This is a genomic window from Caballeronia sp. AZ10_KS36, from assembly GCF_023631105.1.
GTDB lineage: Bacteria > Pseudomonadota > Gammaproteobacteria > Burkholderiales > Burkholderiaceae > Caballeronia.
In genome coordinates this window covers 91,685-114,933 of record NZ_JALQDQ010000049.1, presented here as the reverse complement: position 1 = coordinate 114,933, position 23,249 = coordinate 91,685, and the positions used below count along the sequence as shown (strand labels likewise).

Below are 23,249 nucleotides of genomic sequence, written 5' to 3'. Positions count from 1 at the left end.
TCCTCGGTAAAGGGATGAACCGCGCGCACGCCCGAGGAGGCCGGTGTGCGCGCGCCGGTGCTGCTTAGTTCTTGGAGAAGTCGTACCAGGTGTTGCCGTTGGTCGTGTTCCAGCTATAGCCCTTGACGTTCGCGCGCGTGGCGAGCTGGTAACCCGGGTTGATCAGAAAGACCCACGGCGCTTCCTTCATCACGAGTTCCTGGACGCGCTGCATCTCGGTCGTGCGCTTCGCTTCGTCAGTGATGGAAAGGCTTTCGTTGATGAGCGAATCGACTTCGGCGTTCTTGTAATGCGAGTAGTTGATAAGCGACGCGCTGTTGAGCCACAGGTTCGTCACGTAGGCGGCGTCCGGGACGATTGCCATGTCGCGGAAGAAGTACATCGGGATCGTGCCCTTCGAATAGCGCTCCACGAGCGTCGATGCCGGCAGCTTCTGCAACTCGACATCCACGCCGATCTTCGAGAACGCGGTCTTCAGGATGATCGCGAGCTCTTCCTCGGTCTGGTCGCCGGTCGGGTAGCCGAGTTGCGTCTTGAAGCCCTTTTCGTAGCCGGCTTCCTTTAGCAGCGAACGCGCCTTATCCAGGTCTTCGGTGTAGTGATAATACTGAGCGGTATAGGCCGGATAGATCTCCGACACGGGGCTTTTCGTCGGCCGCGCCGTGCCGTAAAACACCGACTTCAGGATCTGCTCGCGCGGCACCGCGTAATTCAGCGCTTGGCGCACCTTCTCGTTGTTGAAAGGCGCGATGTTGTTGTTCATCTCCACGCGCTGGATGTAGTTGCCGTAAACCTTCCAGACCTTCACGCCCGGCATCTTGTCGAGCGTGGCCTGCTCGCGCGGCGCAAGCCATTCCGCCACGTCGACCGCGCCCGCCTGCAGCGCTGCAAGGCGGTTCGCGGACGTCGGCATTTCGCGGAACATGATGCGCGTGAGCTTCGGCGCGCCGCGATAGTAGTTCTTGTTCGCGTCGTAGACGACTTCCTGGCCCGGCGCGTACTTGGTGACCTGATACGGCGCGAAAGATGCCGAATGGCTCGCGAGCCAGCGTGAACCCCACGGATCGTCGGAGGTGACGTGTTTCTTGATTTCGACCGAATCGATGATTCCGAGATCGTTGTTCACCCAGATGCGCTCGATCAGCGGCGAAGGCTTCGGCAGCGTGACCTTGACCGTCTGATCGTCGATCTTCTGGAACGCGGCCTTGAAGTCGCTGATCTTCAGCACCTGCGTCATGTACCAGCGGAACGTCGCCTTGAGGTTCCAGCCACGCTCGAAGGTCCACATGACGTCGTCGGCAGTGAGCGTGTTGCCCACATAGCTTTTCACGCCGCGGCGCAGACGGAATGTGATCGAAGTCTTGTCCGGCGACGTCTCCCAACTCTCCGCGAGGGCGCCGCGGAACTTGCTGAAATCTTCCACCGTGACGCCGTTTTCGCCAGGCTTCGTCTCGTACGAAAGCAGCCGTTCATAGATGTTGCGGCGCGCTTCGTGGCCTGCTTCGGTTGGCGGGTACTCCTGATCGAGCGATTCCGGCGTGCGCGGACCGGCTACGACGAGGACCGCGTTGTTGCCTTGCGCATGCACGGGCATCACGCCCGCAGCGATGCCGATTGCGGCGGCGGCCGCGATGAGCCGTCCAAACCCGAGGGAACCCGCTCGCGCCGATGCTGACGCGCGGGCTGCTTCGTACGATTGCGACATGACACGCTCCTTGCGTGAAGAGTGAGGCGAATGGCGTTGGAGACTTGAGAATCAGCGCGCCGCGCGTTCGGCGGGCCTGCCTGGAACAATGGTCGGCAGCCCGCGTGCGAGAAAGCGTCCGCGTCCGGGCGTTCCGAAGAAACGCTCGCCGTCCCACACGATTTGGCCGCCGGCCACCGTGTAGGCCGGCCACGCTGAGAGCGCGCGGCCTTCGTACGGCGTGTAATCCACCGCGTGATGCAGCATCGCGTTGGTGAGCGCAACCGGGTCGCCGGGTCGCTCGTTCCAGATCACGAAGTCGGCGTCCGAACCGATCGCGATCGTCCCTTTGCGCGGATGCAGGCCGTAGGTCTTTGCCGGATTCGTCGCGGTCAGCTCGACGAAGCGGTTGACGGAAATGCGCCCCGTCATCACGCCCTCTGAATACAGCAGCGGCAAACGCGTCTCGATACCCGGAATCCCGTTGGGAATGTGCGGGAACGCAACTTCCTCGCCATCGGGCTTTTTGCCGTGCGGGTCGTCGAAGGAAAACGGCGCGTGGTCCGACGAGAAAATCGTGAAGGTGCCGTCCGCGAGCGCGGCCCAGATGGCCTGCTGACTCGCGGTGTCACGCGGCGGCGGACTGCATACGCATCGCGCGCCTTCGTAGCTGTCGTCGATGCCGAGATCCTCGGCGGTCAGAAAGAGATATTGCGGACAGGTCTCGGACAACACCTTGAGGCCACGGTTGCGCGCCCACTGAATCTGCTCGACGGCTTCGCGCGCGGATACGTGCACGAGCAGCATCGGAACGTTGACGAGTTCGGCCAGACTGATCGCGCGATGCGTCGCTTCCCGCTCGACGAGCATCGGCCGCGATGCCGCGTGATAGCGCGGCGCGGCGAGGCCCGCGTCGAGCAGGTTCTGCGTGAGCCAGGCGATGCAGTCGCTGTTCTCGGCGTGAATCATCGCCATTGCGCCGTGTGCGCGGGCGAGGGCAAGCAGACGCAGGATCTGGCCGTCGTCGAGCTTCAGATCCTCGTACGTCATGTAGATCTTGAACGACGTATAGCCCTCGGCGATGAGTCGCGGCAGCTCATTCGCGATGATGTCCGGCGTCGGGTCCGACACGATCAGATGAAAACCATAGTCGATGCACGCACGCCCGTTCGCCCGCCGGTGATAGTCGTCCACGGCCGCGCGCAGCGTCCCGCCTTTGTGCTGGGCGGCGAACGGGATGATGGTGGTGGTCCCGCCGCATGCCGCGGAGCGCGTGCCCGATTCGAAGTCGTCGGTCATGCGCGCGGGCGGCGCGATGGGCTGATCGAGATGGCAATGGGCGTCGATGCCGCCGGGCGTGGTGTCGCGGCCGCCCGCGTCGATTTCACGTTTGCCGGGGCCGAGCGAAAGCCCCATCTGAGCAATACGGCCCTCGCATACACCGATGTCGGTCAGGAATGTATCGCTTGCCGTCGCGACTTTTGCGTTGTGCACGACGAGGTCGAAAGCTGCGTTCATAGTGCAGTTGTCATCTACGTTGTTGACATGTGAGACGAGATTAGAGCGCCAAAATAAATGTCAAAAATAAATTGGGTGTTGACATTGATGTTGACTAGCGAGGCCGAGCCCTGTGTGAATGACAGCCTTTCCCGACGCCTCGTGCCAGCGAGCACCCGCGACCCGGAATCGTGCAGCGGCTAATCAGGGTAATCCCTCAGTAGCGGTTTTTTTTTGGCGTTTGCATCGTAAACGTATGTTGTTGACGAAGTACATTAATAGGGAGCTTCGATTGCCAACTCACCCTGCTTATGCCGCATCCGCCGTCGCGCTTGCCGCCGCCTATGCGAATGGCAGCGCGGACGTCGAGGAGGTCGTGCGGGCTTCCCTTGCTGCGGCGCGTCAGGCGAACACCGCGTTCATTTCCATCGACGAAGCACGAGCCGTCGATGAAGCCCGCGCCGCAGCCGCGCGCTGGCGCGACGGACGCCCGGCGAGCGCGCTCGACGGCGTGCCGGTCGCCTGGAAAGATTTGTTCGACATCGCCGGCAGTGTCACGACGGTCGGTTCGGCGCTGTTTCGCAACCGCGCCCCGGCAAGCGCCGACGCGCCGCTCGTCGCGGCGGCCGTTCGCGCAGGTCTCGTCGGCATCGGCAAGACGAACCTCAGCGAGTTCGCCTACTCTGGTCTCGGGTTGAATCCGCACTTCGGCACGCCTTTCGACCCAGCGTTCGATGCAACCGTCGCAGGTGGCGGACATCGCGTGCCGGGCGGCTCGTCGTCGGGGGCGGCGATCGCGGTCGCGATGGGCGTCGTGCCGATTGCCGTCGGCACCGATACCGCCGGCTCCATTCGCGTGCCCGCCGCGCTGAACGGGGTCGTCGGCTATCGCGCCAGCCGGGCGCGTTATCCGCAAGAAGGCATGGCCGGCCTCTCGAAGTCCGCCGACACCGTCGGGCCGCTCGCCCGGACCGTGGCCGACTGCGCCGCTTTCGACGCCGTGGTGCGCGGCCGGGAAGCAACCGGCGCGCTGTCCGATCTGCGCGGCTCCCGCTTCGTCGTGCCGTCCGGCTGGCACGCGCGCTTTGCCGTGACCCGCGCCGTCGCCGACAACTTCGTGCACTTCCTGGCGCGGCTAGCGAAAGCGGGCGCGCGCATCGACGAAGTGCCTGTGGGTGCGTTCGACGCCGCCTGCGACCTCATTCGCGAACGTGGCTGGTTCGGCTCGCTGGAGGCCTTCGAGGCCTACCGCAGCGTGCTCGATTCGGCCGATGCCGAGCGCATCGACCAGCGCGTGCGCACGCGGCTCGAACTGAGCCGGAACGTGCCGGCGCCGCGTCTTGCCGAACTGCTCGCGCAGCGCTTGCGGCTCATCGCGCAATTCGCCGACGAACTTCGCGGCGACACGCTGGTTCTGCCCACTGTGCCGCACGTGGCGCCCGAATGCGCGCCGCTCGAAGCCGACGCCGAACTGTTCGCACGCGTGAATCTCGCCACGCTCTCGATGACGATGCCCGGCAGCTTTCTCGATACACCCGCTATCGCGATGCCCACGGGGGCAGACGCTCAGGGCCTTCCCACCAGCGTGCAACTGATGCGCGCCCAAAACGACGACGACGCGCTCATCGCCGTTGCGCAGGCCGTCGAGCAGACGGTCGCAGTGAACTGACTTCAACCGCTTCAAGGAGAACATCGCATGGCTAAGGAAATTCTGGTCGCATTCGGCATCGACGTGGATGCGGTCGCCGGCTGGCTCGGCTCTTACGGCGGCGAAGACTCGCCGGACGACATCTCACGCGGCCTGTTCGCGGGCGAAGTCGGTTCGATGCGCCTGCTGAGGCTCTTCGAGCGCGAGAAAATCAGGACGACGTGGTTCATCCCCGGTCATTCCATCGAGACCTTTCCCGAGCAGATGAAAGCCGTCGCCGATGCGGGACATGAGATCGGCATTCACGGCTACAGCCACGAAAACCCGATCGCAATGACGCCCGAGCAGGAAGAAGCCGTGCTCGACCGCAGCATCGAACTCGTGACGAAACTGTCGGGCCGCAGGCCGACCGGCTATGTGGCGCCGTGGTGGGAATTCAGCAACGTGACCAACGAACTGCTGGTGAAGAAGGGCATCAAGTATGACCACAGCCTGATGCACAACGACTACCACCCGTACTACGTGCGCGTCGGCGACTCGTGGACGAAGATCGACTACAGCAAACATCCCGACACGTGGATGAAGCCGCTCGTGCGTGGCCAGGAGACCGATCTCGTCGAGATCCCGGCGAACTGGTACCTCGACGATCTACCGCCGATGATGTTCATCAAGAAGGCGCCCAACAGTCACGGCTTCGTCAACCCGCGCGATATCGAAGAAATGTGGCGCGACCAGTTCGACTGGGTGTACCGCGAGCACGACTACGCGGTCTTTCCCATCACGATCCATCCGGACGTTTCCGGCCGCGCGCAGGTGCTGATGATGCTCGAGCGCCTGATCGCGCATTTCCGCAAGCACGAAGGCGTGCGCTTTTGCACCTGTGATCAAATCGCCGACGACTTCCTGCGCCGCCAGCCGCGCCAATCCTGACACGACCTCAGCGACGAGAGCCCCGATCATGTCCACACCCGAGCTCCAAAGGAGCGCCACGATGAAAGAAAATCCGTTGTCCGCCTCCGGCTTCCGGCTGGAGCAGATTCTGCCGTCCGACGTGAAGCGGGCGACCATCGTCGCGTTCTTCGCGTGGGTGTTCGCCGTTTACGACTTCATTCTGTTCGGCACGCTGCTGCCGGAGATCGGCAAACACTACAACTGGGATGCGGCGGCGCAGGCGGAGATCGCCACGCTCGTCGCCATTGGCACGGCGGTGATTGCTTTTGCCATCGGGCCGTTACTCGACAGGCTCGGACGAAAAGCCGGCCTGCTGTGGACGGTCGCGGGCGCCGCCTTGTGTTCGGGGCTCACGGTCGTCGGCGGCGCAATGGGGCAGGTGCCGCTCGTGTTGATCCGCTCGCTGTCGGGGCTCGGCTATGCCGAGGAAACCGTCAATGCGACATATCTCAACGAACTGTATTCGGCCGCCAACGATCCGAAGCTCAATCGCAACAAAGGCTTCATCTATAGCCTGGTGCAGGGCGGCTGGCCGATCGGCGCGCTCATCGCGTCGGGCCTGACCGCGCTGTTGCTGCCGCGCATCGGTTGGCAGGGCTGCTTCATCTTCGCGACGTTTCCCGCCATCGTCATCTTCTTCATGACGCGGCGCCTGAAGGAAAGCCCGCAGTTCATCCTGCACAAGCGCATCAAGCACCTGCGCGAAGCAGGGCAGGACGGCGAAGCGCGCACGCTGGCGAGCGCGCATTCCGTCGATTACGAAGAGCACAGCCGCGCGGGTCTCGCGGAGGCGTTTCGCGGCAGCGCGTTGCGCGCGACGCTCGTGCTGGGCGGTGGCATTCTGCTCAACTGGTCGGCGATTCAGGTCTTCAGCGTGCTCGGCACGACGGTGCTCACGCGCGTGCACAACGTTTCGTTCGAGAACTCGCTGCTGATTCTGGTGCTGTCGAACGTGATCGGCTATTGCGGCTATCTGAGCCACGGCTTCATCGGCGACAAGATCGGCCGGCGCAACACGCTTGCGATCGGCTGGATGCTCGGCGGGCTGTCGTTCGCGGGCATGCTGTTCGGCCCGAGCAGCGCGGGCGTGGTCGTCGCGCTGTATAGCCTCGGACTGTTCTTCCTGATCGGACCGTATTCGGCGGCGCTGTTTTTCATCGGCGAAAGCTATCCGACCGCGATCCGCGGCACCGGCAGCTCGATCGTCCACGCCATGGGTCCGATCGGTGCGATTCTCGCCGGCGTCGGCGTGACGTCGATGCTCAATCACGGCGGCGACTGGCTGCACGCAGCGCTGTGGTTCGGCGCGGTGCCGTGCTTCCTCTCGGGCGTGCTGATTTTCTTTGCGCGGCATGTGAATCCCGCCGAGACCAAATAATCCGACTGGAGAGTTCTCGTGAAAGCAGCTTTGGTAACGGGCGCGGCGAGCGGCATCGGGCAGGCGCTTGCCGTGGCTTACGCGCAGATCGGCGTCGCGGTGGTCGGCGGCTATTTCCCCGGCGATCCGCATGATCCGCAATCCACCGCGCGCGCCGTCGAAGAGGCGGGCGGGCAATGCGTGATGCACGCCGTGGACGTGACATCCGCTGAACAGGTGGAAGCCTTCGCGACCGTTGCGATGGAACGCTTCGGGCGCATCGACTATGCCGTCGCCAACGCCGGCCTTTTGCGCGCGTCGCCGCTGACGGACATGACCGACGAGCAGTGGCACCAGATGCTCGATGTCGACTTGTCGGGCGTGATGCGAACCTTCCGCGCGGCGGCGCGACATATAAGCGACGGCGGCGCGATGGTCGCCGTGTCGTCGATCGCGGGCGGCGTGTACGGGTGGGAAAACCACACGCATTACTCGGCGGCGAAGTCGGGCGTGCCCGGCCTGTGCCGCGCCGTCGCGATGGAACTCGCGCCGCGCGGCATCCGCTGCAACGCGGTCATTCCCGGCCTGATCGAGACGCCGCAGTCGCTCGACGCCGTCAACTCGCTCGGACCCGAAGGCTTGCGTGAAGCGGCGAAGGGCATTCCACTCGGACGCGTCGGCAGACCGCACGAAATCGCTGCGCTGATCCGCTATCTGACGAGCGACGACGCTTCGTACATCACCGGTCAGTCGATCATCGCGGACGGTGGACTGACCGTGCGCTGGCCGGGCTAGTTCACTGCATACAGGACGCTCACACATGGCTTCGACATTCTCACTCGACGGCCGCCGCGCCGTCGTCACCGGTTCGGCAAGCGGCATCGGGGCAGCCATCGCGCTCGCCTATGCCGAAGCGGGCGCGCGCCTCGTGCTCGCCGATCTCAACGAAGCGCGTCTTGAAGCGCAAGCCGACGCGTGCCGGGCGCTCGGCGTGCAAGTCGAGACGGTCACCGCCGATGTCGGCGACGAGGCGGGCGCGCACGGCATCGTCGATCGATGTGTCGAGGTGTACGGCGGCATCGACATTCTGGTGAACAATGCGGGCATGCTCACGCAGGCGCGCTGCACCGACCTCAGCACACAGATGTGGGACGAGATGATGCGCGTCGATCTGCGCAGCGTCTTCCTGTGCTCCCGGCGCGCGCTACCGTCCATGACGGCGCAGCGCTGGGGGCGCATCATCAACGTGGCGTCGCAACTCGGCATCAAGGGCGGCGCTGAACTGACGCACTATTCGGCGGCCAAGGCAGGCGTGATCGGATTCACGAAGTCGCTTGCGATCGAGGCCGCGCCGGACAACGTGCTCGTCAACGCCATTGCGCCCGGGCCGATCGAAACGCCGCTTGTCGATGGCATCAGCGCGGCCTGGAAGGAGTCCAAGTCGAAGGAACTGCCGCTCAGGCGCTTCGGACGCCCGGAAGAAGTCGCGCCGGCGGCCGTACTGCTCGCATCAGATCCCGGCGGCAACCTGTTCGTCGGCCAGACGCTCGGCCCGAACTCGGGCGACGTGATGCCTTGAAGCAGGAGGACGACGCAATGTGCGGCATGTGCGGATTATTGGGGGGCGGGCGTCACTGGTCGAACACAGTCGCGGCGGGTGAGGGCGCGAATGCGCGGCGGCAGCGCTACGTGCAGATCACGCATGCGAATCGTCTGCTGCGGAAATATCGGCTCAGGCTCGCCGATTTCCACGGGCAGTCATTCGTGCTCGCGTCGCCGACGGGGGCGCAGGTCATCGTCGACGACTTCATGCAGATCTGGAAAGCCGCCGAAACCATGCTCGGCCGCCCGCTCGATCCGCTGACGCTGTTCTCCGAGGATGAAGTTTCGCCATGAGCCTTGCCTACGACGTTATTCCCGTGACGATCGTCACCGGCTTTCTCGGCAGCGGCAAGTCGACGCTGCTGGCCGATGTCCTCAAGGGCGACGCCGCCCGCGACACGGCCGTGCTCGTCAATGAGTTCGGCGAAGTCGGACTCGACCATTTGCTGATGGGCGAAGTCGAGCAGGCGCAGACGGTCCTGCTCGATAACGGCTGCGTGTGCTGTGCGATTCGCGGCGAACTGAAAGACGCGCTCGCGCATCTCTTCTCGCAGAGGGCGCGCGGCGAAGTGCCGCCGTTCACGCGCGTGGTGCTCGAAACGACCGGACTTGCCACGCCCGCGCCCATCGTCGCGACCTTGCTCGGCGACCGTATCGTGTCGAGTCATTACTCGATCTCGGCGATCGTCACCGTCGTCGATGCGCTCAACGCCCCGCACCAGCGCGAACATCATCCCGAGTGGACGGCTCAGGTGGCCGCTGCCGACCGCATCGTCATCAGCAAGGCCGATCTCGCCGACGCTGAAACGCTCGATGCGCTCGAACTCATGTTGACGGCTCTGAATCCCGCCGCGCGCGTGGCGCGGCGCACGCGCGCGGACGATGCATCGATCGTGCTCGATGCCGCAGCGAATGCCCACGACTTCACGGCCTTCGTGCAGCGTGCGCGCCCGCCGTCATCCGCCGAGCGCAATGCCGCGAATCCGCTCGCGCGGCTCAATGCGGTGCCTGCGCATCGCGAGGCCCTGGGCTCGCTTTCCGCGTTCGCGATCGAATTCGACGAACCCATCGACTGGCCTCTTTTCACGCTCTGGCTCACGATGCTGCTGAACCGGCACGGTGATACCATCCTGCGGGTCAAGGGACTGCTCGCGCTCGCCGGCGTCGCGCAGCCGGTCGTCCTGCACGCCGTGCATCATCTCGTGCATCCGGTCCTGCATCTCGATGCGTGGCCGGACGCCACTCCGCGCTCGCGGCTCGTCTTCATCGCACAAGGGCTTGGGCGCGACGCCGTCGAGCAGTCGTATCGCCGGTTCTGCCGGCATCTTCAGACAGTCGAAACCGTAGATTGAAATCCGTCCGCCCGAAGTCGCCCGCGTCCGCGCCAGCCATTCACCCGTCGAAGGTCGAACTGCGGGTGCTCGGTACGTCCGTCACGCTTCAGGAGCACATTCGCGAGCGCGCCGAACACGACCTTGGGATTCGCCTGCGTTTCATTGTCGACGACGGCTCCAGCGTGCAGCGCGAAGGTGCAATGCATCCGGAGCGCTACGAGCTTTACGATCAGTGGTTTCACAGCCTCGATTGTCTATGGCCGACGCATGCACTGCAGCCGATCGACTGCTCGCGCGTCCGGCGCTGGGAAGAGATCAATGCGTTGCCACGGACCGGGCGTATCGGCCGCTCTGCTGTGCGCCGGGCGGCGGGCAGCGTGCCGGCGGATCGCCTTTTCGTGCAGAGCGACGGGTCGCTGGGGCGCACGCCGAGCGAGCGCATCAGCATGCTGCCGCTCACCCACAACGCGGACAGCTTCGTCTATCTCGACGACGCGCTGCCGGCCACGCTTACGGCCGGAGAGGAAAGCTGGGCCTGGCTGCTAGCCCCCGAACTCGCGGGCCGCGTGGCGCTGCAGGCGGACGCGGCCATTGGTGCGATAGACGCGGCGCTCGCCGTCGAAGCGAGCGGGCTCATGCGCTTCAAGGACATCGGCAACCTCGAGATAGAGGAGATCGACCAGTTGATCGCGACGCTTATCGAGTTCAAGCGCCGCGGCCACTTTGCGGGCTTCTGGTCGAGCTTCGCCGAAGCGGCGCAACTCATGATCGCGAACAAGGTGGTGATTCAAAGCATATGGTCTCCTGCGACCATCGAACTAGAGCGCGCCGGCTTGCGCTTTCGCCTCGCGCGGCCGCGAGAAGGGTATCGGGCGTGGTTCGGCGGGCTCGGTATATCGAGGCTCGCGCATGGCCGGGTGCTCGATGCCGCCTACGAGTACCTCAACTGGTGGCTCGAAGGCTGGGCCGGGGCGACGATGGCGCGGCAGGGCTTCTATATCTCCAATCCGGAGCGATCGCGCGGTCACATGAGCACCGCGGAATGGGCGTACTGGTACGATGGTGCGCCGGCGTCGACAGACTTGCCGGGTCCGACCAGCCAGCATCTGGTTCAGGCGGGCCAGATGCGCGACGGCGGCGATTACGTCGCACGCATGAGCCGGATCGCGGTCTGGGATTCGGTCATGGATGAGCATAACTACCTCGTGCGCCGCTGGACCGAGTTCATGCGGTCTTGATGGCGCCGTTCGTTCCACGATGACAAGACGGACAACCGCTGCACGAACTTCACGCGCCAGGGCAGAATCGATCGGGCCGAATGTACCGACGGATACGACGGTGGGCGACAACCTCGTTGAAACCGATAGCCGGCTCCGGTATCGCGTGATCTACGATCGTCTGAGAGCCGCCATCGAACTTGGCCGCGTGAAACCGGGCCTCGTGCTACTGGAAGGACCCGTCGCCCGCATCTTCGGCACGAGCCGTGTGCCGGTGCGAAAGGCCTTCGAGATGCTTCACGCAGGCGGCCTCCTGCATACGTTCGAGGGTCGCGGCTATCTCGTCGCAGGCGCGAACGGCGGGGTGCCAGAGCCGGTGCGCGCGCCGCTTTCGGAAGAGGCGCTCGGTTTCGACAGCCGGCCCGAGCCGCTCGACATCCCATCGAACAGCGAGCGCATCTACGATTCGATGGAAGCGGCGATTTCTCTCGGCATCGTCTTCGGACACTTTCGCATCGATGAGAGCGATGCCGCCGCGACCTTCGGCGTCAGCCGCGGCACGGTGCGTGAAGCGTTGAACCGGCTGCGCGACCGAGGGCTCGTCGAAAAGTCGGCCTACTCGCACTGGCTGTGCGGGCCGCTGACCGCGCGGGCGGTGCGCGAGGACTATGAGTTGCGCGTGCTGCTCGAGCCGGCCGCGCTGCGCATGAGCGCGCCGCTGCTGCCGACGGAGGAAGTGAAAGCGGCGCTTGCCGATATCGAACGCGCGATCGGGAATCCCGACTCGATCGATGCGGCGGTTCTCTACGAACTCGAAAAGACCCTGCACGACAAGTTCCTCTCTTACGCGCCGAACCGCAAGCTGCTGGCGGCCGTGAGCCACGCGCATATGCCGCTCATCGTGAATCACGCCTTCTACGATGCCTTCCGGCTGCACCCCGAGATGGGCACGTTGCTGGAACATCGCGCCGTCCTCGAGCATCTCGTGGCCGGAGACGTGCGCGCGGCTTCGCGGGCTCTGGAAGAGCATCTGCGTCGGGGCGAGAAACGCACGCGTCAGCGGTTGAAGGTGCTGGCCGTACTGCCGGAACCTGACCTGCCCGGTTACTTGCAGCGTATAGCATAACCAGTCGTCAATTAGCGGGTGTCAGCAGTTAGGGCGCAAAAGTCCCTATCTTGTTCCAGGAATTCTATCGATCACCCTGGAAATGAAAATAGCCAAAGGGACAAAGGCTCCATCATCGATCCCTTCAGCGGACTAAGCGCCGGGGTTCTTTGCTTAGTGCTCGCATGCCACGTCAACGCACGGTGCTAGGCGGGCACGTCTCTCCAATTTGGCTCTCCAGGCGGCTTTCCTGTCAGGTCGTGGTACGGACGATAGTAGGAAAAGCACGGACCGCGGTATAACGATTGTTCGCGCTACTCCAGATAAGGCCGGCGCACGCACGGGAGTTGCAGGTTCGAGCGAAATCAAGCGTATGTCGCTCCGTCGTGCGGTATGTTCAAGGACAATGGCGGTGATGTCCGTCCCTCGGACCAAGTACGTACAGCAGAGAGAACGGTGAAAAGCGAGTTTGAGGTGGTGAACACTTGAGATAACGCGGCCGTTTACCCATGTCACGCCGCCGGGCCCACTGGCCCACATAGGATGAATCGCCGCATCGGGCGAGAGAACCTTGTGGGGCAGGCAGTCAAGCGCCTTCATTCCGAGGGGAGCCATCGACCGCAATCTCGCGGGCGTTACAGAAAGACGGCAGCGACGCGGGCCCGCAGAACCCTGACATCATCTGTGCTGAGCGCTAGTGCATAAGATGTCTAGACCGTTCTGAACACCGCGACGGCTACTTTCAGTTGCTGCGCTTGATCCCGCATTGAACCGGCCGCAGCAGCTGCTTCCTCCACCAAAGATGCGTTCTGCTGCGTGACTTTGACCATCTGCGAGATCGCTACGTTTATTTGCTGTACACCGCGGCTTTGTTCGTTAGACGCGGACGCAATCTCGTGGACAATATTTGTAACCCGTTGGACAGCTGCGCCGACGAGCTTAATCGACTCTCCAGCCCTTGGCGAAAACGCATCCTGCGACGCCGCCCGCGCGTAAGCCGCTAAGCGGAGGCGAAGGTGGATAAACCGCGAGCAGCATCCTTCAGCACATTTTGAGCGTGGCTGATTCGCTAATCACGCACTCCGAGCCCGACGCGCACTTCCGAGAATCCGTCGAGCGAGACCGAACGCCGCACTGAGGCAGGCATTTCTTCTGACTATGCGATTGGCGAACGCGACTGTGGCTACCGTCGCGCGGTTGGGAAGGCACGGTAGTCCTATCGTTCCATCCCGGCTATCAAAGGAGTCCCCACTTAGATCTCGCGTCCGCCCGACCTTTTTGCCGAATCATTCAAGAAATGTGGGCGGCTCCAATTGCGGCAAATGTTTCTTCACTTGAAGAACGGGAGAGCCGCGATTTGGCGAATCTATCTTGACTTGAGGGAGCCGTATTCTAGCCTAGGTCTATGTGACACAAGTTCTGTTCCCCACTGCAAACCAAGGTCGAATGACTGCGAATTAGATTCCCGTCGGATATCGCGAAGGACTTATGTGAGAAGCCACGTTGGGCAATCCTTTGGATTACTAAATACATTTTACAATCCCGACCCGTACGAGCAATTGGCCTATTACACGGATGGAGGAGGAGGGCGAAAATTAGCCAACAAGCTAATTAGTTCGAGTAAGGAAGAAACGCTTCCTTAGTTGTTTAGGGCAGCACCCGGTTCATGGAGGCAAGAATGAAGACTCTAGCTCTAGCTGCATTAGTTGCCGCGTTTGCTGTTCCACCAGCTCTAGCTGAAACTGCTTCAGCCAATGGGCCTAGCGGAGCACATTACGCAAACGGGTCCGCCGAACCAGTCTGCACCGTTGACCCGGTGACGCGGGACGTTAGCTGTACGGGCACAACGATCGGTGGTGTCGGCAACACTAACGCGACGGCCATTCTGTCGGCCACCTACTCAGGAACCGTTCAATGTCGAAACCATGGTGGCCAAATCGTGGATGTCAAAACGCAGACGGTCGAGTCTGACTCGTCGGGTACATTGAGACCTTCGCGAAACGGGCAACTCGTAGTGCCAGCTCTCAGCACGTCTGCGCCTACCACTCAAGAATTACTAGCCTCGGCGACTTGCCCCAATGGGAACTGGACTAAGGTACCGCTGGGTTCGCCAACTCTTACGAGTTTCGTGTACACCCTGACTTTCGCGGGCTTCACTCAGCCGTATATCAGCATCGTGGGTCCATGATCAACGCGACGCCTCTTTCGCTCTATCAGCTAGAAACCGGATAGGGGAGCGACGTGTCAGTAGCCGCTGGCACGTCTGCGCCTGCCGGTTGTTATGATGCTATGAGCGCAGGCCCAGCGTCGGTGACTGATCGGACGCTCAATCATGCAATCATATCTTCACGTCAACCGCCGCATGCGGCGCGTCGCATGCGCCCAGCGTGACCGCTTCGCCGCTGCGTGGTTGGTGCTCTTGGCCGCCATGCTTAGTGGATGCGGCGGAGGTGAGTCCGCTCCCGCGCCAGTCGCGGTGTCACAGCAGGAGACGACAGCGCCTAGCCGATTGCAACCGCAAAAAGCGTCTCCGATATGGCAGGGATCGATGTCGCCCAAAGCGGCTGACGAAGCTGCGGTGCCACCAGCCTGGTCACCCGCTATGATGCAACTCAACGCGCTACCCCAGCTGTCATCACTGTCTGAGCGTGAGAAGGCTGGATTGCTCATGCTGCTGTCCTCCAAGTCGTCTCCCGAAAGGCTCGCATTAATCAACATGTATCCCGGTCTTGCACATCTCACTGAGCAGCAAAAGGATCTATTGCTGGCAAAGCTTGAGAACATCGTTCCGGTGAAAGGCAGTCATTAGCGGAGCACGGCGAAGGCCTCCCGACAACACTATCGTCTCGAGGTCGGCGGGCGCCGTGCGGCCTTGGGTCGGCCGGCGTCGGCGTAAAGTCAGCTAGTCGCGCTAGCCGCTCGGTAGGCGTGAGACGGCCCGTGAGATTGTTCAGCGGTTCAGCGCCTCATCAACAGCGCGCCCGCCTCGCCGCTCGAAAAGAGACCGTGGGCCCGGCGGTTGCACGGCCTTGCTCGCGACCTTGAAACAGTAATGACTTCGTGCGTCTCCGATTACTACTGAAGACGCTCGCCCCCATTGTCGTCTGTCTGCGCTCGATGACCGTGAACCGGCGACCGGCTGAGCACGCGTGCCAATGCACCACAGAGAACCGGGCCGATGTCCGAAAGAGGTTCGTGTGTCGATATTGATGTTTCAGCCGCCAAAGGCTGTTCAGAGTCCTCAAGAGCCATCGGTGTCCGGCGGACGGCTGCCGTTCAAGGATTGCGACGACCTGCCCAAGCATGGCTACGGTTACAGATGCGCTTGCAGACCGCGCCATTGCGATAACTCTTCTTATCGCAATGACCGCTTTTCCGGCCGCAACTGGGTCGGTGCGAATCGCACCTTGCTCTCCGTCGCAGGGCCGCACAATTGCCTGACTCTCTGCCGCGTCCATTCCATCGACAGATCAATACGATAGAGACGAATTGAGGTTTCGCGATGCGAAGTGTCAGATTCAATACGGCCTCAGGCGAATTGACACTTTCATTGCGCTCGAAGCGGAAGCAACAGTGTCACCCGCACACCGCTTTCCCGCATCCTGCCGCTCTGCGAGTGGTGACAGTCTCATTGCGTACTACGGCCGGCGGGCGCCTAAGTCAGCGATCGCAGGGCGCTTCCTGCGGCGCTGATCAGGGGCCCGGCTCGCTGACTCCGAAAGCGGAGATGGGAGAGAGGTCGGCGGCTGCTGCGGGCAGCGCCGGTACAGCCGAGATGAAGGCCAAAAGCAGACCATAAAGTGCGACATGTTTTCTCATTGCACTCGGGTCTCTCAAGTCGGTGATGATGAGTGCAAGCGTAAGAACAAGCCTCAGCGGACAATTCGTACGTTTCGATCAAGGGATCGAGAGATTACAGCGTCCTGTCAAGAAAGTTTCACATTTCTTTCCTAAAGTAGCGCGTCAACCGGCACATCGGGCTGCAACGGCCCGAAGCACGGACATTAATCGCCGGTACAAACCCACGATCAAGGACTCGAACCACACATGGCGCTGCCGCTCGACCTCTCCCGCCGCAAAGCTCTCAAGATTCTCGCCGGCGCACCGATGCTGCCGCTCGGCGGCGCGACCGCCGCTTCGCTGCTCGCCACCGCATGCGGCGGCAGCGACAGCAACGCGGCGACGAACGCGTCCGCGCCCGCGTCGACGGCTGCGTTCACCACGGCCACGTTCAGCAGCATGGCCGCGCCGACGCTCGCCGATCCCGCGGCGATGGCAAAGACCACCGTCGGCTCGACCATGACCGTGAACTTCAGCGACGGCAGCAATCGCGCGTACAAGCTCGCGTATCAGCCGTTCTTCGTGACGGGCGATGTCGTGCCGAACACGGCCGGCGGCACCATCGTCGCTGGCGGCTATTTCGATATCGACAATCAGCCGATCATCGACAAGTCGGTGGCGGGCAAGGAGCGCCAGTTCTTCTCGGACTGCCCGGACGGCACGTCGCTCATCAAACTCGACAAGACGACCGTCAAGGGCGTGAAGGGCAACGCCGTGTTCGCCGTCGTGCAGTTCGAATACACGACGCGCGACCAGAATGCCGCGAGCATGTACGGCCGCCTGCCGTCGCCGATCGCGGTGCTGACGCTCGATCAGGATCCGGCCACCGGCAAGCTGACGCTCGTGAGCTATGCGAACGTCGATACCTCGAAGGCGAACGGTCTGTGGATCACGTGCGGCGCGAGCCTCTCGCCGTGGAACACGCATTTGTCGAGCGAAGAGTACGAGCCGGATGCGGCGCTCGGCTCGAAGGACGCGCAGTTCCTCGCGTATAGCCAGAACCTTTACGGCGATCAAACGAAGGCGCGTCCGTATCACTACGGTCATGTGCCCGAAGTCACCGTCAACCCGGACGGCACCGGCACGATCAAGAAGCACTATTGCCTCGGCCGCATCTCGCACGAGCTGATTCAAGTGATGCCCGACAAGCGCACCGTCATGATGGGCGACGACGCGACCAACGGCGGCGTCTTCATGTTCGTCGCGGACAAGGAAGCGGATCTTTCCGCGGGCACGCTTTACGTCGCGAAGTGCGCGATGACGTCATCGGCGGGCGCGGGCTCGGCCAATTTGACATGGATGAACCTCGGCCACGCGACGAGCGATGAAATCGAGAACCTCGCCAACACGCTGACGCTCGCCGACATCATGGATGTCGTCAGCGATGCGACCATCGGCGCGACGCTCGATGCGAGCTATACGCGCATCAACTACAACGGCGCGTTCAACTGGATCCGCATCAAGCCGGGCATGGAGAAGGCGGCCGCGTTTCTGGAGACGCATCGCTACGCGGCATTGCGCGGCGCGAGCATGTGCTTTACGAAGCTCGAAGGCACGACGGTCAACGCGAAGGACAAGATCGTGTACTCGGCGATGTCGCAGATCGTTAAGTCGATGGTCAAGGGCGACGCGCACGCGGCCGAATTCGCCGTCGACAAGACCATCAACTCGGGCGCGGTGTACGCGTTCAATCTGAAGGGCGGACAGAAGGATCTGACCGGCGCGGCGATCAACAGCGAATGGGTTCCGGTCGACATGGCCGCGCCCGCCGCGCTCGTCGGCGAAGACATTTCCGCCGATGCGCTCGGCAACATCGGCAACCCGGAGCGCATCGCGAATCCGGATAACCTCAAGTTCTCCGAGAAGCTGCGCACGCTGTTCATCGGGGAAGACAGCGGCCGGCACGTCAACAACTTCCTGTGGGCATACAACGTCGATACGAAGTCGCTGTCGCGCATTCTGTCGGCGCCGTCGGGCGCGGAATCGACGGGCCTGCACGCGGTCGACGAGATAAACGGCTGGACCTACATCATGAGCAACTTCCAGCATGCGGGCGACTGGGAAACGCCGCTGCATTCGAAGGTGCAGGCGACGCTCGATCCGCTGATCCGCGCGAACTACAAGGATCGCTACGGCGCGGCGGTGGGCTATCTGACCGCCGATGCAACCTCGGTCAAGCTGAGTTGACGAGCCAGGGGAAGCGCAACGCTTCCCTCGATGCGTAGCTTCGAGGTGCGTCGCGGACGCGGCGCGCCTCGCAGAATTCAGCAGCTTTGCTCGTAATCGATGTATTCGAAGGCGGCCGCAATCGCATAACGGATCGCTTCTTCCACGTTCGGTAACTCGCCGGCCAGGCGCACCGAACGCTCCATTCCGTTCAAATCTTGCATTCGCGCCGTCGCGGCAACCGCCTCGCCGTGCCGGACCGCCGCCGGCGTCACCATCATGTCCCTGTAGCTGAAGACCATTTCTTCAATGGACCTCGCGGCGATCGCGCGGCTCCATCGGTCTCGGTATGGGTGTAGCGGGGCGGCCTGCTGGCCTGGCGATTGTCGCGGTTAAGGAAGCACGCCTCGCGCGGAAAGCGTAACTTGAACCGATTATGACGCGTCATTGAGCGAGCTAAAACGGGACCTTGGCTGATCGAACTGACTATCTGCCACGACCGGCGGCTCATGGCCGATCATGGACTGAGACAGCGCGCGCCCTTTACGTTTCCAACCCCGGCTTTACATAATGCTAATTATCAACGTTCATGCTGTAGGTCCCAAGTTCAAATGTCGTGTTTCTGCTAAGTAGAGATGTCGCATTTTGCCGTAGGTTCGTGGCCAGACAAGCGTTTCTGGAGCGCGGACCATGAACTCGACTGGGACGATCACGATGTCGATGCGCGAACTGGACCGACTCAAGGTGATTCAGGCCGTCGCCGAGCAACGGCTCAAGCCAGGGCGTGCCGCTGCGCGGCTGGACTTGAGCGTGCGGCAAGTCGAGCGCCTCGCGTAAGCAGCGAGCCTCGCGCAGGCATGGGCTCATGTCGCTGCAAGACCAAGTCCAGGCGCAGCGCGCGCAGACTGCGCGTTCGGACGGGCTACTCTATACTCGACAGCCTTTCGCTCTGATCAGTCGCGTAGTCCGCTCTGCGTTATGCCCCGAATTCCGCCTGCGCGATTCGTCATCGGTTGCGCCTTCATCGCGTCAGCGCTCACCGTGGTCGTCGTATCGTTCGCGTGGGTCGCCGGGTGGATTGCCTGGCCCGGTACGGCACCGGCGCTTTCGCCCACACGCCTGATCGACGCATTCGAGCACTCGAGCGGCAGGCACCTCGGGTTCCGTCGCAATCATGCCAAGGGAATCTGTGTAAGCGGCTACTTCGACAGCAACGGCAACGGCGCGGCGCTCTCGCGTGCCGAGGTCTTTCAAGCGGGCCGCACGCCGGTCACGGGGCGCTTCTCCGCGCCGGGCGGCAATCCCTCGGAAAACGACGCGGCCACCACCGTGCGCAGCTTCGCGCTGCGCTTCATGATGCGCAATGGAGAAGAATGGCGTACCGGCATGAACTCCGCGCCGGTCTTCGCCGTTCGCACGCCGCAAGCCGTGTTCGAGCAACAGGAAGCCATGCGGCCCGACCCGCGCACAGGCCGCGCGGATCCCGCCAGGCTGAACGCCTTCTTCGCACGGCACCCGGAAACCAACGCGTTGCGCGACTGGCTTGCCGCGCATGCGCCGTCCTCGGCTTTCTACAACGCGAACTATTACAGCATCAACGCGTTCCGGTTCACCGGTTCGGACGATGCCACTCGGTTCGTGCGCTGGAGCGTGACGCCGGAAACGCCCTACGCACCCTTCGACGCCAGCCGCAATTCAACGCGCGATCCGGACTTTCTCGCGCACGACCTGCGCACGCGGCTGCGCGAGCATCCCGTCAAGTGGCGCTTGATGCTGACGCCGGCCGGCCCGGGCGATCCTGTCGACGATGCCACGCGCGCTTGGCCTGCCGAACGCGAAGCGCATCGAATCGACGCGGGGACGCTCGTCATCACGTCCGCCGAGTCCCAGATCGACGGCGCATGCCGCGACGTCAATTTCGATCCGACCGTGCTGCCCCGAGGCATCGCTCCCTCCAGCGACCCGTTGCTCGCCGCACGCGCCGCGGCCTACGCCGAGTCGTTCAGGCGCCGCACGGCCGAGGAGGCCCGTGCGAACGTGCGTTGAAGAAATGAGAGAACGCGTGGAATAAAGCCTTCGCGCCGCGTGTTTCATACCAAGTTAAACTTTGCGGTTCGTACCTCGCGCCGGTGCCGGCAAGGAGACGATCGACCACGATCGCGACAGCACGCGCGGCATGGATCCGCCCGGGGATCATGGAGAGATACGTTCAATGAGCGGTGCAGACCTGCCCGGCATGCTTCCTGACATGCTGCCGCGCCTATGGGCATTCGCGCTTCGTCTTTCGGGCGACCAGCACGATGCCGAAGATCTCGTGCAGCGCGCGTGCGTGCGCGGGCTCGAACGCGCACATCAGCTTCAACCCGACACCGCGCCCCTGAGCTGGATGTATGCCATCATCCATTCGACGTGGATCAACGAACTGCGCGCGCGCAGCGTCCGCAAGCGGGCGGGCTTCGAGTGGGACGACGATTTCCTCGAAAATCTGCCCGACCCGGTCGACAGAAGCCCGGAAACGCAGTTGATGCACGGGCAGATCGTCGACGCGATCGAGCGCCTGCCTGAAGCGCAACGTGTGGTCATGCTGCTCGTCGCGGTCGAAGGTTTCTCTTATCAGCAGGCCGCGGACACGCTGGAGATTCCGATCGGCACGGTGATGAGCCGCCTCTCGCGCGCCCGGCAATCGATCGGCGCCATGTTCGGCGAGCAGACGCCCAAGGCTCGCCCCGCTCCGACTCACAAGGATTCGTTCGCATGATGGCCGACGACGCTCAACTTCTCGCTTATGTCGACGGCGGGCTCTCTCCGGAGGAGCGCGAATCCGTCGAAGCCCAAATACGCGAATCCGCGGAAGCGCGCAAGAAAGTCGCGCTCCTGCGTGCCTCGAAAGTCGAGTTCGCGGACGCGTTCGCGAAGCAGCCTCTGCCTCCCGTGCCGGAGAGCCTGCGGCTCAACATCGACCAGATGGTGAAGGCACATCGGGCCGCCGAGGGCGCGCCCGCCGCCGCCAATGAACCTGCCAATCCTGACGACGCGCGCGTTCCTGCCGCGCCGGTGCGGTCGCGGCTGCGCCGCATGCCCGTGTGGCTCGCCGCGGCGTGCGTCGCGGGCGCGTTCGTGGCCGGCCAGTTTGTCCATTTGAGCTCGCTACTCGGTTCACCGCAGCCCGGCGGCGCGCAAATGGCGAGCGCGGATGTCTCTCCGTGGATCGCCGCCGCCGTCGGCTATCAGAAGCTCTACACGCGCGACACGGTCGGCTATCGCGAAGACGATCCGGCCACCGCCGCCCGCGTCCTGGCCGATATCCGCAACGAAGACCGCATCGCGCTACGCGTGCCGGACCTCAGCAGCGCGGGCCTCACGTTCAAGTCGGTGCAGCGCCTGCGCTTCAACAACAAGCCGCTGGTGCAGATCGTCTATCTGCCGCGCAACGGGCCGCCCATTGCGCTGTGCGTGATGAAAGATGCCCGGCCGGACGAGACGGTCGCGTCCCGCACGGTCGACGCCATGGACGTGACGACCTGGCGGCAGGGCGAGATGAGCTATGCGCTCATCGGCCAGGCGGGCGACGTCGATCTGGGCGCGCTCGGCAAACGCATCTCCGAACTCGATATGGCGCCGCTCTTCAGCGAGGCCTCGCACGGGCCGGCGAATCTGGCCGGGTGATGCGCCGCGCTTTTCTTTTTTAGCGCGTGGAATAAACACCGCTTCCGGGTGTTGTGTGATTAGCCCCCCCGTATCCCGGGGGCGTGGGATGCGCGTCCGGTACGCCGGACAGCGCGTGAGACGGCGCTGCACAATACGCCGCGAACAGCGCTTGAAAGCCTTATGACACCGGACGACATCGAACTGCTGGCCTACGTGGACGGCAAGCTGCCCGCGCCTGAACGCGCGGCGCTCGAGCGCCTGCTTGCCGCATCGCCCGATGCGGCGTTGCGTGTCAAACGCCTCGAAGCGTCGAACCTGCCGTACGCGGACGCCTTCGCGCATCAGCGACTGCCGCCGGTTCCGCCATCGCTCGCACGGATGATCGACGGCATCGCGCAGGCCGCGCGCCTCGACACGCCGGGGCCGGCTCACAGCGGGCACGGCGCCGGCGCCAATGACGACAGCAACATCGGCGCGCCCGGATGGCACGCGACGGCGCGGGTCCGGGCCGCCGCGGCCGGCTGGCTCGCCGCGGCATTCTTCGCCGGCGCGCTCGCATGCGGCTTCACGTTGCGCTTCGGCTACGACGATGCCCGACTCGTGCCGCATCAGGAAGGCGCTCAGGCATCGGCTCAGACATCCGCTCATGCATCCGCTCAGGCATCCACGGACCCGGCGGCCGCACCCTGGGTCGAGGCCGCCGCACATTATCAACAGCTTTACAGCCGGGAAACGCTGGCGAATGTCGACGCCGATGCGGCCCTCTCGCAGACGACGCTGGACAAGATTCGCCAGGAAGACCGGCTCGACATCCACATCCCCGACCTGCGCGCGTATGACCTCACCTTCAAGCGCGTTCAGCGCCTGCAATTTAATGGCCGGCCGCTGGTGCAGATCGTCTACCTTCCCGCGCAGGGCAATCCCGTCGCACTGTGCCTGATGCACGAGGCGCAGGCTGACGCGATGCCCGCCGATCGCACCGTTGCCTCCATGGCGGTCGTCACTTGGCGCCGTGCGCACATCGGTTATGCGCTCATCGGCGCATCGGGCGACGCGGCGCTCAACCGGCTCGCACGCAGCCTCGCGCAGGGCGACGCCGCCTCGCTGTTCGGCGCCGTCACGCCGCCGCTCGCTCCCGCGGACGCTCTGCGCACGCTCGTCGCATCGTCCGGCTGAGGCAAGACAGTACGGAATAACCGC

18 protein-coding genes and 2 pseudogenes are annotated in these 23,249 nt (G+C 63.5%); 16 read left to right on the top strand and 4 right to left on the bottom strand.

The annotated features are described in order from the left end of the window. Nucleotides 1-64: 64 nt before the first annotated feature. Complete coding sequence (locus NCR35_RS28420; RefSeq protein WP_250537239.1) at nt 65-1,705, bottom strand: ABC transporter substrate-binding protein; 1,641 nt, start codon at nt 1,703-1,705, stop codon at nt 65-67. A gap of 51 nt (nt 1,706-1,756) precedes the next feature. After that, a complete protein-coding gene (gene hydA, locus NCR35_RS28415; RefSeq protein ID WP_250537238.1) occupies nt 1,757-3,202 on the bottom strand; it encodes a dihydropyrimidinase in 1,446 nt (481 codons plus the stop codon). 271 nt (nt 3,203-3,473) lie between these two features. Here hydA and NCR35_RS28410 point away from each other — a divergent pair, with 271 nt between their 5' ends. From NCR35_RS28410 to NCR35_RS28370, 9 genes are all read left to right on the top strand, one after another. Continuing rightward, nucleotides 3,474-4,850 (top strand): amidase family protein, encoded by a 1,377-nt coding sequence (locus NCR35_RS28410; protein WP_250537237.1) that lies wholly within the window; start codon nt 3,474-3,476, stop codon nt 4,848-4,850. Nucleotides 4,851-4,877: 27 nt separating this feature from the next. Beyond that, nucleotides 4,878-5,759 (top strand): polysaccharide deacetylase family protein, encoded by an 882-nt coding sequence (locus NCR35_RS28405; protein WP_250537236.1) that lies wholly within the window; start codon nt 4,878-4,880, stop codon nt 5,757-5,759. A gap of 61 nt (nt 5,760-5,820) precedes the next feature. Continuing rightward, nucleotides 5,821-7,158 (top strand): MFS transporter, encoded by a 1,338-nt coding sequence (locus NCR35_RS28400; RefSeq protein WP_250537235.1) that lies wholly within the window; start codon nt 5,821-5,823, stop codon nt 7,156-7,158. An 18-nt stretch (nt 7,159-7,176) separates the two neighbouring features. Then, a complete protein-coding gene (locus tag NCR35_RS28395; protein WP_250537234.1) occupies nt 7,177-7,932 on the top strand; it encodes an SDR family NAD(P)-dependent oxidoreductase in 756 nt (251 codons plus the stop codon). A gap of 25 nt (nt 7,933-7,957) precedes the next feature. Continuing rightward, entirely contained in the window at nt 7,958-8,716 is a 759-nt protein-coding gene (locus NCR35_RS28390; RefSeq protein WP_250537233.1) for an SDR family NAD(P)-dependent oxidoreductase, read from the top strand. Further along, nucleotides 8,713-9,033 carry a hypothetical protein gene (locus tag NCR35_RS28385; RefSeq protein ID WP_350029238.1) on the top strand — a complete coding sequence of 107 codons (321 nt, stop codon included), beginning with the start codon at nt 8,713-8,715 and terminating at the stop codon, nt 9,031-9,033. The genes NCR35_RS28390 and NCR35_RS28385 overlap by 4 nt, the downstream gene beginning before the upstream one ends. Then, the gene (locus NCR35_RS28380) at nt 9,030-10,091 is read left to right on the top strand and encodes a CobW family GTP-binding protein (protein ID WP_250537232.1); all 1,062 of its coding nucleotides are present in this window, start codon (nt 9,030-9,032) and stop codon (nt 10,089-10,091) included. The genes NCR35_RS28385 and NCR35_RS28380 overlap by 4 nt, the downstream gene beginning before the upstream one ends. 38 nt (nt 10,092-10,129) lie before the next feature. Continuing rightward, nucleotides 10,130-11,311, top strand: a complete 1,182-nt coding sequence (locus NCR35_RS28375) for an ABC transporter substrate-binding protein (protein WP_502801734.1) — start codon at nt 10,130-10,132, stop codon at nt 11,309-11,311. A 100-nt stretch (nt 11,312-11,411) separates the two neighbouring features. Then, nucleotides 11,412-12,416, top strand: a complete 1,005-nt coding sequence (locus tag NCR35_RS28370; RefSeq protein WP_250537231.1) for a GntR family transcriptional regulator — start codon at nt 11,412-11,414, stop codon at nt 12,414-12,416. Between the two features lie 689 nt (nt 12,417-13,105). On the opposite strand, the pseudogene NCR35_RS30120 reads toward NCR35_RS28370, so the two are convergent. Further along, nucleotides 13,106-13,354, bottom strand: a pseudogene (locus NCR35_RS30120) (methyl-accepting chemotaxis protein); the annotation flags it as partial. A gap of 1,373 nt (nt 13,355-14,727) precedes the next feature. Here NCR35_RS30120 and NCR35_RS28360 point away from each other — a divergent pair. Beyond that, a complete protein-coding gene (locus tag NCR35_RS28360) occupies nt 14,728-15,204 on the top strand; it encodes a hypothetical protein (RefSeq protein ID WP_250537230.1) in 477 nt (158 codons plus the stop codon). 1,238 nt (nt 15,205-16,442) lie between these two features. Further along, nucleotides 16,443-18,422, top strand: coding sequence for a PhoX family protein (locus NCR35_RS28355; protein ID WP_250537229.1), 1,980 nt, complete (start codon nt 16,443-16,445; stop codon nt 18,420-18,422). 77 nt (nt 18,423-18,499) lie between these two features. On the opposite strand, the gene NCR35_RS28350 is transcribed toward NCR35_RS28355, so the two are convergent. Next, a complete protein-coding gene (locus tag NCR35_RS28350) occupies nt 18,500-18,703 on the bottom strand; it encodes a hypothetical protein (RefSeq protein WP_250537228.1) in 204 nt (67 codons plus the stop codon). A 388-nt stretch (nt 18,704-19,091) separates the two neighbouring features. Here NCR35_RS28350 and NCR35_RS28345 point away from each other — a divergent pair. From NCR35_RS28345 to NCR35_RS28325, 5 genes and pseudogenes are all read left to right on the top strand, one after another. Beyond that, a pseudogene (locus NCR35_RS28345) lies at nt 19,092-19,232 on the top strand (helix-turn-helix domain-containing protein); the annotation flags it as partial. A gap of 147 nt (nt 19,233-19,379) precedes the next feature. Continuing rightward, nucleotides 19,380-20,447, top strand: a complete 1,068-nt coding sequence (locus NCR35_RS28340; RefSeq protein WP_250537227.1) for a catalase family peroxidase — start codon at nt 19,380-19,382, stop codon at nt 20,445-20,447. Nucleotides 20,448-20,613: 166 nt separating this feature from the next. Further along, the gene (locus NCR35_RS28335; protein WP_250537226.1) at nt 20,614-21,159 is read left to right on the top strand and encodes an RNA polymerase sigma factor; all 546 of its coding nucleotides are present in this window, start codon (nt 20,614-20,616) and stop codon (nt 21,157-21,159) included. Next, nucleotides 21,156-22,067 carry an anti-sigma factor gene (locus NCR35_RS28330; protein ID WP_250537225.1) on the top strand — a complete coding sequence of 304 codons (912 nt, stop codon included), beginning with the start codon at nt 21,156-21,158 and terminating at the stop codon, nt 22,065-22,067. Before NCR35_RS28335 ends, NCR35_RS28330 begins: the two co-directional genes overlap by 4 nt. Before the next feature lie 162 nt (nt 22,068-22,229). Further along, on the top strand, nt 22,230-23,225 hold the full coding sequence (locus tag NCR35_RS28325; protein WP_250537224.1) for an anti-sigma factor family protein: 996 nt from the start codon (nt 22,230-22,232) through the stop codon (nt 23,223-23,225). The last annotated feature ends 24 nt before the right edge of the window (nt 23,226-23,249 follow it).